We start from the raw sequence: 16,241 nt of genomic DNA on the forward strand, positions 1-16,241 counted from the left end.
GAGATAACTTTCAATTACTTATCTTTACGGTTTAACTGGATGGATAATTCATCTAACTGTGCCTTTTCTACTTCACTTGGTGCATTTGTTAACAAATCGGAAGCAGATGCAGTCTTTGGAAACAAAATCGTATCTCTAAGATTCGTTCTTCCTGCTAATAGCATAACAATTCGGTCTAGTCCTAATGCAACACCGCCATGGGGAGGAGTTCCATAATCAAGTGCTTCAAATAAAAATCCAAATTGTTCTTTTGCTTCTTCTTCAGAAAAACCTAAGACATCAAACATTTCCTTCTGTAGGTCTGTTTTATGAATCCTAATCGAACCTCCACCTAATTCAAAGCCGTTGAGAACAAGATCATATGCATTTGCTCGAACACTAGCTGGGTCAGATTTTAATTTATCTATATCAGCCTCTGCTGGAGAAGTAAACGGATGATGTGCTGCAAAATATCTTTTTAACTCCTCATCATATTCTAATAGCGGCCAATCTGTTACCCAAAGAAAATGAAATGCTGATTCATCGATTAATTTTAGTTCCTTCCCTAACTTCAATCGAAGTGCACCTAAGCTGTCATGAACTACATTGCTTTTATCAGCTACAAACAACAGTAAATCGCCGTCTTCTGCACTTGCATTTGCTAATAACCCCGCTTTTTCATCTTCCGAAATAAATTTAGCAATCGGACCTTTGACATCCGCACCTTCCACTTTTAACCATGCAAGTCCTTTAGCTCCATACACCTTAACAAAATCTGTTAGTTTATCAATATCTTTTCTTGAATAATTTGCGGCCTGCTCTTTTACATTTAATAAAGCAACGCTACCTCCAGATTCAATGGCACTTTGGAAAACCTTAAAGGTTGAATCTTTAAGCACCTCTGATACATGAATTAATTCCATACCAAATCTTGTGTCAGGCTTATCTGAACCATATCGAGACATTGCTTCATCATACGCCATTCTTGGTAGCGGTAAGGAGATATCTATACCTTTTACTTCCTTCATCACATATTTCATCATTTCCTCAGTCATCTGCATAATTTCATCGCTTGATAGAAACGATGTTTCAATATCAATCTGAGTAAATTCAGGCTGTCGATCAGCTCGTAAATCCTCATCTCGGAAGCAACGAGCAATTTGGTAATACCTCTCAAATCCGCCCATCATAATGAGCTGTTTAAATAACTGAGGTGATTGAGGTAATGCATAAAATTCCCCATCATGAACACGACTTGGTACTAAATAATCCCTAGCACCTTCTGGTGTGCTTTTTGTCAGAATAGGTGTTTCCATTTCCAAAAAATCACGTTGGTTAAGGAAGTTACGTACCGCTTGTGTTGTTTGATGACGAAGTTTAAATGTTTCCTGCAGAGGTTTGCGTCTTAAATCAATATAACGGTATTTTAAGCGCAGATCCTCTGCAACATCAGTCTCATCCTGGATCGTAAAAGGCGGTGTTTTTGCCTTATTTAAAATGGCAATTTCTGCAACAATTATTTCAATGGTACCAGTAGTCATTAATGGATTAATCGTTGAAACGTCCCGTTTTACTACTTTCCCTTTTACCTCTACCACATATTCACTTCGAATTGTTTCGGCAATTTCCATAGCTGTCGCCGAATGATCAGGGTTAAATACAATTTGTACAATACCTGATTTATCACGAAGATCAACAAAGATTAAACCGCCTAAGTCACGACGCTTTTGCACCCATCCCTTTAATAATACCGTTTCACCGACATTTGCTTCTCCAAGCGTTCCTGCCATTATACGTTGATGTTCACTCATTACTATTTCCTCCTCAAAGCTTTTCCTTTATAACTTCTTCCAACTCTGCCAGTGGAACATTCTCTTGATTACCTGTACGCATTTCGCGAACAGCGATATGCTGTTGTTGCAGCTCATCCTCTCCCAAAATTAATACGTACTTTGCTTGATAACGATCTGCAGCTTTAAATTGCCCTTTCATTTTCTTCCCTTGATAATCCTTATCTACTTGAATACCTTGCTTACGAAGATTGTGCATAATACGTACAGCTTCTTTTTCAGGTCTTTCTCCAACTGCAACTAGATAGCAATCCAATGTATCATCTACAGGTATTTCTTTTTCTTCTACCTCAAGAGCCATTAATAGGCGCTCAAGTCCCATTGCAAAACCAATACCAGGTGTCGCAGGTCCACCTAGTTCTTCAACCAGACCATTATATCTGCCGCCACCAGCCAACGTAGTAATAGCGCCAAATCCCTCCGCTTCACTCATAATTTCAAATGTCGTGTGATTATAATAATCAAGACCACGGACCATATTTTTATCCACTTCAAATTCAATACCCATTAGCGTTAAATAATCTTTCACACGATTAAAATAATCTGTTGATTCATTATTCAAATATTCTAAGATCGATGGAGCTGTTTTCATAGATGGGTGCTCGCGATCTTTCTTACAATCCAATACACGTAATGGATTCTTTTCTAATCGTGATTGGCAATCACCACATAGCTGCTCTTTATGTGGAGCAAAATGATTAATTAATGCTTGACGGTGAGCAGTTCGACTTTCTTTATCACCTAAAGAGTTGATTACTAACTTTAATGATTTCAATCCCATTTCTCTATAACAGTTCATAGCCAAATCGATAACTTCAGCATCAATTGCAGGATCAGCACTTCCAAGTACTTCCACTCCGAATTGATGTAATTGACGCATGCGGCCTTTTTGTGGTCGTTCATAACGAAACATTTGCGCAAAATAATACAATTTTACTGGTTGGTTAGCTGAACCAAACAGCTTATGTTCAACAAATGAACGAACAACTGGAGCAGTTCCTTCAGGGCGAAGTGTTATGCTTCTACCACCACGGTCTTCGAATGTATACATTTCTTTTTGCACAATATCTGTTGAATCACCAACACCACGTTGAAATACTTCTGTATGTTCAAACAAGGGTGTCCGTATTTCATGAAAGTGGTATCTATTACATACCTCTTTTATTTTTCGTTCGATAAACTGCCATTTACTTGCATCCTGTGGTAGAACATCAACTGTTCCCCTAGGTGCTTTATAACTCATACCAAAACCCCCTGCTTTTAATTTTTGCTTTGCGATGACTATGTATATACAAGTCCTCTTTAAAATATAAAAACTCCCGACCCTTATAATAAAATAAGGGACGAGAGTTTACCCGCGTTGCCACCCTAGTTGATGTATTACATACATCCGCTTTACACAGTTAACGCCTGCAAAACGTTTATATCTACTATTATTTCGATATAAAACCTCAGGAATGTCTTTCATTGGACCAACTGTAAAAATGCTTTCAGCCTAAGGCATTTTCTCTCTATCCAATTGGGTTTCAATTACTTTTTCCCTCATCGGCATATTTTTTAACGATCGAATTCGTAATCATGAATGTATATTATATTAATCTTTCCAACCACTTCTGTCAAGCACGAGTTATTTTTTTCTTTAACATTTTTACTTCTCCTAAAGAAATGCCTAATTCCTGAGCAATTTCCATGTGATTCGCATGCCCTTCCATCTCCATAAACTTATGGAGATTTACACCGAACACTTCATTTTGGTGATGTGAATGCCATTGTTTATCTGCCGATCGCATCATCTACACTCCTCCTATCCATTACCATTAGCTTTGCCTAGAAAGAGTGTTTTTATTATACTAAAGTAAAACATAACAAGGAGGTTGTTATGTATTTACGTAAACTTCGTATAACGGTTTGTTCCATCATGATTTGGTTATTTCTAACTCCAATGGTTAGCTATGCTGACACAGCTATCATCAAAGGCGATAATGTTAACATTCGAAATGGTCCGGGAACCAATTATCAAACGATTGGACAAGCCGGAACCAATGATACTTTTTCCATTATACAGCGACAAGGAGAATGGATTCACGTTCAATTAGAGAATGACACAGGCTGGATTATCGAGACATATTTAAGCATTATAGAGGATAATGAGCAGTCTACAGTTGATACACCCCCAGAATCCATAACGATCCCCAATGACCATACACAAATTCGTAACGGACCTTCAACAGAGTATAAGATTGCATATTTTGCTGAAAAAGGTAGCTCCTTTCAAGTTATTTCTGTAGAAGGACAATGGTATGAAATACAGAACAAGAACATTCATGGATATGTATATAAACCACTTATTGACAAAGTAGAAGTACCCTCTTCAAGTACGTTCAAGAATAAAACGATTGTGATTGATGCTGGACACGGAGGTAGAGATGTTGGGGCTATTGGTTCATCAAATATCTTTGAGAAAGATATTGCTTTTTTAACAGCACAAGAATTAGCACAAGAGCTAACCATGCTTGGTTCTGATGTAAGAATAACAAGACCACGTGATATGTTCGTATCATTAGGTAGTAGGGTCAGCTTTAGCAATATGGTGAAAACAGATGTATTTATAAGCATTCACTATAATAGTGTGCCTGAATTGCCCGAGGTCACCGGAATTGAGTCATATTACTACCAGGAAGCAAATAATCAATTAGCAGCTTCTATCCAATCAGAGTTGATAAAAGCTACAGACTCGAAAGACCGAGGAACAACCCATGGTGACTTCTTAGTGCTTCGGCAGAATTTACAAGCATCTGTTCTAGTAGAGCTTGGGTTTATTTCCAACCCTGAACAAGAATCCTCACTCCGAACAACTATATATCAAAAAGAGTTGGTATCAGGAATAGTTAATGGTCTCGCAAAATATTTTGCAAGTAAATAGCTATCGCAATCAGCTAACAAAGTGAAACTTCAATCCGTGGGGAGTTTGTTTATCCTTCATGGATTGTTAGTACCACAAGGGTATGACCTAGAGTCCCTTAAGCCAACTAGACTGGTAGTCGATTTCCTACTTACTAAGATTGATTTCACTTTATTGCTTGAAGTGGGGAACTTACTGCCAGTTATATACACGATAAAAACTACAAGTTTTTCCTTGACTGAACCTCTTGTAAGGATAACACAATAGCATGCCATAACGCTCTTTCGCATAGCTTAGACAGGCAGGTATAGGAGGACGCTTTTACATTCTTTGAGCTTGAACAAAGCTAATTTCCCACAGAACAAAAGCGCAAGCGAGTCAACGGAGATAAAGGTGAGCTTGCGAGCCGATAATGATTCATCGTAGGGCAGCCTAGTTTCTGGACACTGGACGTGGCTCAACACGCCCGTATTTATCCATATGGGCTAAATCTTTTAATGTCCTAGACTATAAAAATAACTGCCGAGAAAAAGTTTCTCGACAGCCTGAAATAATACAACCATTCCGATTACTTATCTTTACTGTCTATAATTAATGTAACTGGTCCAGAATTCGTGAATTGCACATCCATCATTTCTCCGAATTTGCCTGTCTCCACTTGAATACCTTCTTGTTGAATTAATTCATTGAATTGATGGTAGAGTTTCGATGCCTCACTCGGTTTTGCTGCATTCATAAAATTTGGTCGTCTACCCTTTCGAGTATCGCCATATAAGGTGAACTGAGAGATCGATAGTATACTTCCACCGACATCTTTTAAAGGTACATTCATTTTTTGATGATCATCTTCAAAAATGCGCAAATTTATAATTTTGTTTACTAAGTAAGCCGCATCATCTATCGTATCTCCATGCGTTATACCTAGTAATACGACAAAACCAAAGTCTATTTCTCCAATAATTTCATCGTTTACAGCTACACTTGCTTGCTTTGCGCGTTGGATGACTGCTTTCACTTTTGATCCCCCTTTTGCGATTTTATTTCGTGAATGTTCAGCGTCTACTGTAACGTTCGTGTTACTGTATAAACATCAGTAATTTGCTTTATACGTTCAACTATTTTTCGGAGATGCCCCGTATTATGAATAAGGATTGTGATTTGAACAACAGCCATTTTATTGCGATCCGATCTACCGTTTACATAGGTTATATTTGTTTTTGTTTCGTTTACCGCTTGTAATACTTCATTTACTAGTCCACGTCTATCATAGCCAGAGATTTCAAGATCTACATGGTATTGCTTTTGATCTGTACGATCATTTTCCCATTCAACATGAAGAAACCGCTGCTTCGCTTCCTCTGTTTGCACATTTGGACAATCCGTGCGATGCACAGAAACGCCTCTACCTTTGGTAATATAGCCAATAATATTGTCTCCTGGTACAGGATTACAGCATTTGGATAATCGAACCAAAAGGTTATCTATTCCTTCTACCTTAACACCAGAATCTCTTTTATGCGCTTTAGATTGTTTTACCTCTGATTTTACTTCTTCAATAGTTTGAGCTAGGTCTTGCTCTTTTTCTTTGGATTGCCTTATTTTATCGGTTAATCTTGTAGCAATTAATGCAGCCGTTATCCCTTGATAACCAACAGCAGCATACATATCGTCTTCATTAGAAAAATTAAACTTTTCATAAATACGCTGCAGGTTATCCTGTGTCAAAACATCCTTTGGCTCGATCGATAGGTCACGGATTTCTTTGTCAACCGCTTCTTTTCCTTTTATAATATTTTCTTCTCTACGTTGCTTTTTGAAGAACTGCTTTATTTTATTTTTAGCTTGCGATGTCTGTGTGATCTTTAACCAATCCTGCGACGGACCATAAGAATGCTTCGAAGTCATCACTTCAATAATGTCACCGTTTTTCAGTTTATAATCAAGCGGCTCCATCTTCCCATTTACTTTTGCACCAATAGTTTTATTACCTATTTCTGTGTGAATTTTATAGGCAAAATCTAATGGAATGGATCCTGACGGTAGTTCAATGACATCCCCTTTTGGTGTAAAGACATATACCATATCCGAAAATAAATCAACCTTCAAAGATTCCATAAATTCTTCTGCATCATGTGTATCATTTTGCCAATCTAAAATTTCTCTAAACCACGTTAGCTTCTCTTCAAATGATTTTTTGTCGTTATTAACTCGTTTTCCTTCCTTATAAGCCCAATGTGCAGCTATTCCATATTCAGCAATTTCATGCATTTCTTTCGTACGGATTTGCACTTCAAGAGGGTCGCCTTTCGGACCAATAACGGTTGTATGAAGGGATTGATATAGGTTGGGCTTTGGCATTGCGATATAATCCTTAAATCTTCCAGGCATTGGCTTCCAGCATGTATGAATAATCCCTAACACTGCATAGCAATCTTTAATGCTATTAACAAGAATACGTACTGCAAGTAGGTCATATATTTCATTAAATTGCTTATTCTGCTTTACCATTTTGCGATAAATACTATATAGATGCTTTGGTCTTCCTGACAATTCTGCATCAATATTCATATCCTTAAGTTGATTGGAAACTTCATCCATCACTTCTTCAATATAGGATTCTCGCTGATCCCTTTTTTGCTTCATCAGCTGTACAATTCGATAATATTGCTGTGGATTTAGATAACGTAAGGCAGTATCCTCAAGCTCCCATTTAATAGTTGAAATCCCAAGTCGATGTGCCAATGGTGCAAAGATTTCTAACGTTTCATTGGATATCCTTCGTTGTTTTTCTGGAGGTAAGTGCTTTAATGTTCGCATATTATGCAATCGATCTGCTAATTTTATTAATATGACTCGAATATCTTTCGCCATTGCTACAAACATTTTTCGATGATTCTCTGCTTGTAGAGCTTCCTTTGATTTATATTTAATTTTACCTAATTTAGTTACCCCGTCTACTAGCATAGCGACCTCATGATTAAATGCTTCTTCAATTGCTTCAAGAGTGACATCCGTATCCTCTACTACATCATGAAGAAAGCCTCCGGCAATTGTTTCTGGATCCATTTCAAGTTCCGTTAATATCCCTGCCACTTGAACTGGATGGATAATATAAGGCTCACCAGATTTCCGAAACTGATCGGCATGCGCCTGTTCAGCAAATTCATATGCCCGGCGAATAAAATCAGTATCTCCTGATGTTAAATACTGACCAGCCATTTCCAAAATGTCATCAATTGTCATAATATCGCTTTTTGCCATTCAAATCACCTTTATTCGCTGTCTCAAGTTCAAATTATACCTTAAATTGATATTATTATTAAATATATCAATTATATGCTTTTCCTTTGTATGTGTCCATCGTTAAAATTTGTAAAGTTTTATATATGTAATTCCGTCTAAAATAAGTATGTATTAATACATAAATAGGCCTAACGATCTATATCATCGTCAGACCTATCTCCTGCTTAATAACTCATAAGTGTCAGGACGTCATAACCTTGCAATTTCTCTAATCCATCTAAATAGCTTAATTCAATGATGAAAGCACAACCTACTACAATTCCACCTAGTTCTTCAACTAGCTTAATTGTCGCTTCAATTGTGCCACCTGTAGCAAGTAAATCATCTGTAATCAACACACGCTGTCCAGGTTTTATAGCATCCTTGTGGATGGTTAAAATATTAGATCCATATTCTAAACCGTAGTTCACCTTCACAACTTCGCGAGGAAGCTTACCTTCCTTTCTAACTGGTGCAAATCCTACCCCGAGTGCATAAGAAACAGGGCAGCCAATAATAAATCCTCTTGCTTCTGGACCAACTACTATATCTATTTCTTTTTCTTTTGCATATTCAACGATCTCATCAACTGCTGAACGAAAAGCATCACCATCTGCCATCAAAGGCGTTATATCTTTGAATTTTATTCCTTCCTTTGGCCAATCTTCTACAATTTTTACATGCTTTTTATAATCCATAACTAAGTTCCTCCTTGGGACGTCCCAAATAATCCATACATTCTTCCGTAAACCACTTTCTCAATTCCTCATAACTAGAATAATAAAGTATCTTCTCAATCTCAGCCTGCTGTAATCGATCTTGATAAATCATTGAAGATTGTAAGTCTTGTTTTAATGGCTTTGCTTGTAGCCTCAGCATACCATTATCAATTAAGGCAAATTCCAATTCATGGAACACATTTAGCATAAACAAAACTTTATCTTTATTCCAACCTCTAGATTGCATGATACCTGAAATTGCTTGTTTTAAATCGATTTCCCTCTGTTTCATGAGAAGTGCATAGAGCCATTTAAATTCTTCTCTTGTTGGAAATGCTCGCAAATACGTACTATCCTCCACATAATAACACACATGAATATTAGTAGGCTTTGTCATTTGAATTAACTGTTTTAACGCAGTAAGTTCATTTGGTAAATCATAAATAAACAACGTCTCTACTTCTTGCAGTTGCTCTAAATTACATTGATAGGTTATTTGTGGAATAGCATCATCGAATGATTGCTGATTACCATTACGTACGATAAGAAAATCATCTTCAAATTCCATAAAATTTAACTTATTGACATTTCTTTTACCTCGATGATCAAACAATTGCCATTCCGCTATGCTTAAATCTTGAATCATCATTTGAGGTTTACGAACTCCATTCCACTCATTTATACCTAACTCTCCTACTACATTTATTTCAGTATGAGGTGTTAAATAATCATAAAGTTCTCCCATGCCAAAGCCAATACCGTCTAATACTGTATTCTCTTCCTTAAATTGTAGCTTTAGATGATTTTTCATACTACCAATTTGCCTTGCTTGAGTAGGAAGATTTTTAATATGAAAAACAGGTTTTGGATTATCCATACCAAAAGGAGCTAATTGATTAATTTCATGAATCAGCTCTTCTGAAATTTCTGGAATCGTAATGGTCTGACTTACATGAATGACTTGCTTAAAATCTTCTTCCGTTAACTTACTCTGTATTAGTTCATCTAATGCAGATTGTACTGCAGAAAGCTGGTCAAGCTGAATGGTCATTCCGGCAGCCTGTGAATGACCACCAAAACTGGAAAACAACTGCTTTATCGTCATACAATTTTGAAACAAATCAAACGCAGGTATACTTCTTGCAGACCCCTTAGCTACACCACTGTCTGGTTTTATAGCCAGAACAATAGCTGGCCTATCAAATTTCCGAACTAATTTGGATGCAACAATACCTAATACACCCTCATTCCAGCCTTCTTTAGCAACAATGATAACTCCTTGATTATCAGTGTTATCTACCATTTGCTCTGCTTCTTTTACAATACGACTGACAATTTGTTGTCTTTCTTGGTTAATAGCATTTATTTCCTCAGCCATTTCCTGTGCTAGTTGTTTATTTTCTGTCATTAGCAAATGTACAGCCATATCCGCGTCCTGAAGTCGCCCAACAGCATTAATTCTAGGACCTATTAAAAAACCTACATCTTCCTCAGTTACTTCGCCTTCTATTTTGCATACAGCCTTTAATGCTTTCAACCCATAGTTATCCGTAGCTGTTAATGCTTTTAACCCGTAATAAGCAAGAATTCGATTTTCATTCACCAATGGAACTAGATCTGCAATGGTACCAATTGCCGCAAAAGCTAATAAATGGTTTGGAAAATAGCCTAGTAAGCTTTCTGCAAACTTAAACGCGACCCCTACTCCCGCTAACTCTTGAAATTTATAATCAGGTGAACACTTTGGATGTATAATCGCATAGCAATCTGGCAGTTCTTCTTGAATCTCATGATGGTCTGTAATGATCAAGTCGATGCCAAGTTCTTTTGCTATTTTTGCTTCATGAATCGCAGCAATGCCAGTATCAACTGTTATAATTAATCGGTAGCCTTCTTCAAAAGCCTGACGAAATGCTTGTTCATTCGGTCCATAACCCTCTGTGAAACGATTGGGAATATAAAAGTCACATGTAGCTCCTAATTCCTGCAACGCTTTTAATAGGACTGTCGTTGAACTGACACCATCAGCATCATAGTCACCAAAAACTAGAATCTTATCTTGTTGTTCAATTGCTTGATGAACACGACGTGTTGCCTTATCCATAGATAAGAGTCCATCTGGATTATGTAAATCGGATAAATCAGGTGCAAGAAATTTAGAGGCAGCATCTTCGGTTGTTATTCCTCTTTGTAGTAAAAGCTCTTGAATAACAGGGGATAAGTGATGTAAATTGTCCATCCAATGTATGGCATCATCCTCTATATTTGTAAAATTCCATTTTGCTTTACTTTTTAACATTTTTTCACCCCTGACTAATCTATTATACATAAATAAAGTCAGGGGTAGCAACTAGAAATACAATATTTCATTATCCTTTACTATCTTCTTGCTCACCGCTTGATTGCATCGCTTTTGAATCAATATTAGTAGAGACACCAGCGTCTTCAAGTTTGTTTACTAATTCTTTATTTTTGGCTTTGATTTGTTTCATTTCACGTTGCAACCGAAAAATTTTTAATGTACCAGCAGCTGCTGTAATAATAACTCCCATTAAAACAGAAAACAAAATAATTAAAATAAGCGGCGATTCTCCAGTCCAAAATAAATAATTAACTTCAACAGATTCCACATTTGTGACTGCAAAAACCGCAACAATAATAGTAAATAAAATAGCAAAAATCACATATGTTTGACCCTTCATTTAATCCCTCCTATCATTTCCCTTTATACAACCGTTTCCCATTTATTTCAAGGATGAAACAATTCTATGATGGATTATCTACATGGAATGCGTTTAGATTTCCCTTATATAACACCCTTTATGCTAGTTTATATTACGAACAGAAGCTCCCAATTAGAAACATAAAGGAGATTTTTCTGTTACAACTCTACAAGTTTAATTCTCACACAGGCAGAGCCTGTGGTTTAAAAAACCTCTGTTACGCTGTTCGTAACAGAGGTTATCAATAGTTATACCTGAGGTCCTTCAACACGTTTTTTCTTCGTAAAGTCTACAGGCTTTTTCTTAATCATTTTCCCGCGCCACACTAACCATAATTGGGCAGCTAAGAATAGTGAAGAATACGTTCCAGCTATTAACCCTACTGCAAGCGCAATGGCAAATCCACCAATGGATTGAGCACCAAGGAATAAAAATGCTAATACCGCAATTAATGTCGTTATAGAAGTATTAATACTTCGGACAAATGTTTGCACCAAGCTTCTGTTCACAATCACAGCAAGCTCTTTGAACGACTTGACTTTTTTCTTCTTACGGAGATTTTCCCTAATTCTATCAAAAGTAACAATCGTATCGTTAATGGAATAACCAACAATTGTTAAAATAGCAGCCACTATGGTTACATCAAATTCTATTTGCGTCATACTAAAAATCGCCACGGTAAAGAAGGCATCGTGTAGCAAGGCAATGATTGCTGTGATAGCAAAAAAGAATTCAAAGCGAATCGTGACATAGATGATCATAATTACAGAAGCAATCGCTACTGCATATGCAGCGTTTTTGACTAGCTCCTGACCTACAATCGGTGATACTACACTTACACTTGGTTCAATATTATATTGATCGATATAATAATCCTTTATTTCGGCAATTTTATCCTCTGAAAGAACTTTATCAAATCTCGCTACTGCTATCTCTCCATTTTCACCAGAAGATACGATCGATTTTGCTTCTATTCCTAATGCTTCAAAGCCTGTTTGAACATCTTCTTTAGCAATTGTTTCTTCCGCTAATAATTCGATTCTAGATCCACTTGTAAAATCAATTCCTGGATTTAGTTTAAATAAGAACAATGAAGCAATTCCGATAACCACCATAAAAATGGATATTATAAAGAATTTCTTACGATGCTGCACAACATTAATTTGACGGTTAAACATCTTCGGTTCTTCTGTATTTTTAACAGCAATATCTTTAATATCTTCTCTTTTAACCGCAAACCAACCTGGGCGATTTTTGAAAAGTTTCGTTTTTACCCAAAGACTAAGTAACAATCGTGTCCCAAAGACTGCTGTTAGAAAGCTAACAAGAATGCTAACAATTAACATAGTAGCAAACCCTTTTACAGAGCTTGTCCCAAAGATAAATAATACAGAAGCTGCTAATAACGTCGTAATATTGGCATCCAAAATCGTCGATAATGAATTCTTTGTTCCGGCTTTAAACGAGGCCATAATGGACTTACCAGCACGTAATTCTTCCTTAATCCGCTCGAAAGTAATGACGTTGGCATCTACAGCCATACCCACACCGAGTATGAGCGCAGCTATACCTGGTAAGGTCAATACACCATGCATTAATTCAAAAACTACTAAAATTAGATAAATGTAAATACTTAGGTTAATTACTGCAATGAAACCTGGAAAACGATAAACAGCAATCATAAACAGAAATATTATTCCTACACCAACAAAGCCTGCAAATACAGTTTTATCTAATGCTTGTTCACCAAACTGCGCACCGACTGATGTGGAATATATTTCCGACATATGTACTGGTAGTGAACCAGAATTTATAATATCTGCTAGCTGTTTAGCAGATTCAACGGTAAAATTACCACTTATCATAACATTGGTCGTATTTAATATTTTGCTTACTCGTGGTGCGGAAACAAACTTAGGATCCTCTTTAGAATACTCTGCTGCATATGAATCGCCTTCCTTATAATCCATCCAAATTACAAGAAGGTTATCATCATATGGCGTATCCGGATTTTCCATATCCTTTATTTGACTTGTAACATCACCAAATTTTTTCGCATCCTTAAGCTGTAATGAAACAATCGGTTGATTACTATTAGGATCAAAATCCTGTTTTGCTGATCCTTCTTTAACATCTGTTCCATCTAATAATTCCTTATCGTTTACATCGCGAAACGATAATTGTGCTGTTGTTGATAAAAGATCACGTGCTTCTGACTGGTCCTCTACGCCAGCTAATTGAACACGTATTCTATCCTCGCCCTCAATATCAATACTAGCCTCACTAATACCTAATCGATTCACACGGTCGTTCAACATCTCTACGGTCGATTCCAATAACCTTCTATCAACCTGTTGATCTTTATCTACCGGTTCAACCTCATATAGAACCTCAAATCCACCTTGTAAATCTAATCCCAATTTAATATCCTTTGTAATTCCTGTAACCGTTGATCCAATCAAACCTGCAAATACAAGCACGATTAGAAAAAAGGCAACAATTCTGCCTCTACTTTTCATTAATAATTGTCCTCCCTTTTATCCCGCATCTTATAAACAGAACTGCTTCCCTTACTTCATTTTCCTCTTGGTAGGAATCATTTATTTCAGTCATCGGCTGAAAACAAATTACGTCTGTTTTTCTATACTGCAACATGCAGGTTACCAAGACGTTCTTCTTAACATAGAATGTCCGCCTTTATCTGATATCGAATCATTAAACTGCGTGTAAAGTGTATTCTTTATTGAGTTACAATTTATGTATTTTCTCATTATTCGCTAGGGTCATTTGTGACGGCTGCTATCGATGCCATTAAATCGTCACTCTGGTAGGCAGAAATTGTCAGATAACTTATATACGTAGCAGTTGTTAAATGAAAAATATCCTGCACTACTTCATATATACGCTTTTCTGGATCTCCCTTCCATACTTTTTGTACAAGACAAGCCCAAACATCCTCTGTCGATGCTCGTTCATATCCCATTAAGTGAAATTCCTTTGCCTTACTCTCTAATGCTGGTATAACCATTGCTTTCCATTCTGATACAGTTTGTACAATTTCCAAAACAATCCCTCCTTATTCGGAGTAGTAAAAATTGAGCAACTTGTCATGCTTGGCCCATTTAGTAGCATATATATCATTGTATATGAAATTTTATTTTTTGAGAAGGCAGGTCGACAGAATGACCAAACAAACATTTTTACAAGGTACGCTCATTTTGATACTAGCTGGCATGATTACTCGTTTTCTAGGCTTTATTAATCGAATTGTTGTAGCACGACTTATGGGAGAAGAAGGCGTTGGTCTCTATATGATGGCTCTCCCAACCTTTTTTCTTGTCATTACACTTACACAGCTTGGATTGCCTGTTGCAATATCAAAAAGAATTGCAGAAGCAGAAGCTCGTGGTGATCACGCCAAAATTAAAAAAATTCTAATTGTATCTCTCGTTGTAACAGGGATTTCAAGCATTATTTTTACCACGGCAATGATTGTAGCAACACCTTTTATAGCATCCACTTTGTTAACAGATGAACGTACACTTTACCCATTATTAGCGATTAGTCCTATTATACCGATCATTGCCATTTCCTCAGTTCTCAGAGGATATTTCCAAGGAAAACAGAACATGAAGCCACAAAGCTATGCCCAAGTGATTGAACAAATTGTTCGAATTGCTTGTGTTGCCTTATTTGTAAAATTACTTCTCCCTTACGGATTAGAATACGCAGCAGCAGGTGCCATGTTTAGTATCATTCTTGGAGAATCTGTTTCCTTGCTTTATATGGTCAAAATGTTTAATTTAAAAAAGCGTATAAAAATCCGTACTCGATTTTTCACGTATTTAACTTCTAGTAAAAATACATTAAAAGAGTTATTTTCTATTGCACTACCTAGTACTGGTAGTCGACTCATTGCTTCTTTCTCGAATTTTCTTGAACCAATATTAGTAGCGCAAAGCTTAGCGATCGCTGGAATATCAAGTACATTAGCTACTAGACAGTATGGAGAATTAACTGGTTATGTACTTCCATTATTGTTTCTCCCTACCTTCATAACGCATTCCCTGTCAGTTGCGTTAGTACCATCGATTTCCGAGGCAGAGGCAACAAATAATCATACGCTAATCCATTATCGTATCCATCAATCCATCCGTTTATCATTTGCTTCAGGCGCAATTGCAACCATTGTACTATCACTTTTTTCTGTTCCTATTTTAACATATATGTACGGAAGTGGGGATGCAAGCAGATTCGTTCTACTAATGGCGCCATTTTTTATTTTACTTTATATACAAGCTCCTTTACAAGCAGCACTACAAGCTTTAGATTTAGCAAGACCAGCCATGTGGAACAGTTTTATCGGAAATGCTTGTAAATTCATTGCTTTATTCTTTCTGGCTTCCAATCCCAGCTTCGGTATTATGGGTGTAGCTATTGCAATCGCACTAAGTGTCGTGCTTATCACACTTTTACATCTCGGTTCATTATATAAAGCAATAGGTTTTGGCATACCATGGAAGGATATTGTAAAAATGATTGCTCTCTTAGCAATGACGTGGGGAGTAGGGCAAATTATAAAAAGTATTTATGAAAATATAAATCCAGGCATTATCATATTTATTTCATTATTGTTGTTACTAACAGGTATATACGTATTATTTCTGTTTCTATTAAGATTTATAACAAAAGAGGAGCTAAAGCAGATTCCATTCATACAAAAATGGATATAATCTTGAGGATAGGACATCAATTTCTCGTCTGAAAAGAAGATAAATAACAGTAA

The 16,241-nt window shown here is 36.6% G+C and carries 12 protein-coding genes and 1 other annotated feature; of the genes, 2 read left to right on the forward strand and 10 right to left on the reverse strand.

Going from position 1 to position 16,241, the window contains the following annotated elements; translation table 11 throughout:
- Window positions 1–14 precede the first annotated feature (14 nt).
- The 3 genes from aspS to JUJ52_RS09820 form a co-directional block, all read right to left on the reverse strand.
- On the reverse strand, window positions 15–1,790 hold the full coding sequence (gene aspS, locus JUJ52_RS09810) for an aspartate--tRNA ligase (RefSeq protein ID WP_205388650.1): 1,776 nt from the start codon (window positions 1,788–1,790) through the stop codon (window positions 15–17).
- Window positions 1,791–1,803: 13 nt separating this feature from the next.
- Window positions 1,804–3,072, reverse strand: a complete 1,269-nt coding sequence (hisS, locus tag JUJ52_RS09815; RefSeq protein WP_205388651.1) for a histidine--tRNA ligase — start codon at window positions 3,070–3,072, stop codon at window positions 1,804–1,806.
- Between the two features lie 93 nt (window positions 3,073–3,165).
- Window positions 3,166–3,384 (reverse strand) — a binding site (T-box leader).
- A gap of 61 nt (window positions 3,385–3,445) precedes the next feature.
- On the reverse strand, window positions 3,446–3,622 hold the full coding sequence (locus tag JUJ52_RS09820; RefSeq protein WP_162986289.1) for a hypothetical protein: 177 nt from the start codon (window positions 3,620–3,622) through the stop codon (window positions 3,446–3,448).
- 86 nt (window positions 3,623–3,708) lie between these two features.
- On the opposite strand from JUJ52_RS09820, the gene JUJ52_RS09825 reads away from it, so the two are divergent.
- Window positions 3,709–4,752 carry an N-acetylmuramoyl-L-alanine amidase family protein gene (locus JUJ52_RS09825; protein WP_205388652.1) on the forward strand — a complete coding sequence of 348 codons (1,044 nt, stop codon included), beginning with the start codon at window positions 3,709–3,711 and terminating at the stop codon, window positions 4,750–4,752.
- 547 nt (window positions 4,753–5,299) lie between these two features.
- On the opposite strand, the gene dtd is transcribed toward JUJ52_RS09825, so the two are convergent.
- From dtd to JUJ52_RS09860, 7 genes are all read right to left on the reverse strand, one after another.
- The gene (gene dtd, locus JUJ52_RS09830) at window positions 5,300–5,746 is read right to left on the reverse strand and encodes a D-aminoacyl-tRNA deacylase (RefSeq protein ID WP_205388653.1); all 447 of its coding nucleotides are present in this window, start codon (window positions 5,744–5,746) and stop codon (window positions 5,300–5,302) included.
- Window positions 5,747–5,790: 44 nt separating this feature from the next.
- The gene (locus tag JUJ52_RS09835) at window positions 5,791–7,992 is read right to left on the reverse strand and encodes a RelA/SpoT family protein (protein ID WP_205388654.1); all 2,202 of its coding nucleotides are present in this window, start codon (window positions 7,990–7,992) and stop codon (window positions 5,791–5,793) included.
- A 206-nt stretch (window positions 7,993–8,198) separates the two neighbouring features.
- Window positions 8,199–8,711 carry an adenine phosphoribosyltransferase gene (locus JUJ52_RS09840; protein WP_026681254.1) on the reverse strand — a complete coding sequence of 171 codons (513 nt, stop codon included), beginning with the start codon at window positions 8,709–8,711 and terminating at the stop codon, window positions 8,199–8,201.
- Window positions 8,701–11,031, reverse strand: a complete 2,331-nt coding sequence (recJ, locus tag JUJ52_RS09845) for a single-stranded-DNA-specific exonuclease RecJ (RefSeq protein WP_026681255.1) — start codon at window positions 11,029–11,031, stop codon at window positions 8,701–8,703. The genes JUJ52_RS09840 and recJ overlap by 11 nt, the downstream gene beginning before the upstream one ends.
- Window positions 11,032–11,101: 70 nt before the next feature.
- Entirely contained in the window at window positions 11,102–11,434 is a 333-nt protein-coding gene (locus JUJ52_RS09850) for a LapA family protein (RefSeq protein ID WP_026681256.1), read from the reverse strand.
- A gap of 269 nt (window positions 11,435–11,703) precedes the next feature.
- Window positions 11,704–13,974 (reverse strand): protein translocase subunit SecDF, encoded by a 2,271-nt coding sequence (secDF, locus tag JUJ52_RS09855; RefSeq protein ID WP_205388655.1) that lies wholly within the window; start codon window positions 13,972–13,974, stop codon window positions 11,704–11,706.
- A gap of 251 nt (window positions 13,975–14,225) precedes the next feature.
- Window positions 14,226–14,519, reverse strand: a complete 294-nt coding sequence (locus tag JUJ52_RS09860; RefSeq protein ID WP_034678989.1) for a post-transcriptional regulator — start codon at window positions 14,517–14,519, stop codon at window positions 14,226–14,228.
- A 118-nt stretch (window positions 14,520–14,637) separates the two neighbouring features.
- Between JUJ52_RS09860 and spoVB the strand changes: the two genes are divergently transcribed.
- On the forward strand, window positions 14,638–16,188 hold the full coding sequence (gene spoVB, locus JUJ52_RS09865; protein ID WP_205388656.1) for a stage V sporulation protein B: 1,551 nt from the start codon (window positions 14,638–14,640) through the stop codon (window positions 16,186–16,188).
- The last annotated feature ends 53 nt before the right edge of the window (window positions 16,189–16,241 follow it).

Source organism: Virgibacillus sp. AGTR (genome assembly GCF_016919725.2).
GTDB lineage: Bacteria > Bacillota > Bacilli > Bacillales > Amphibacillaceae > Virgibacillus > Virgibacillus salarius.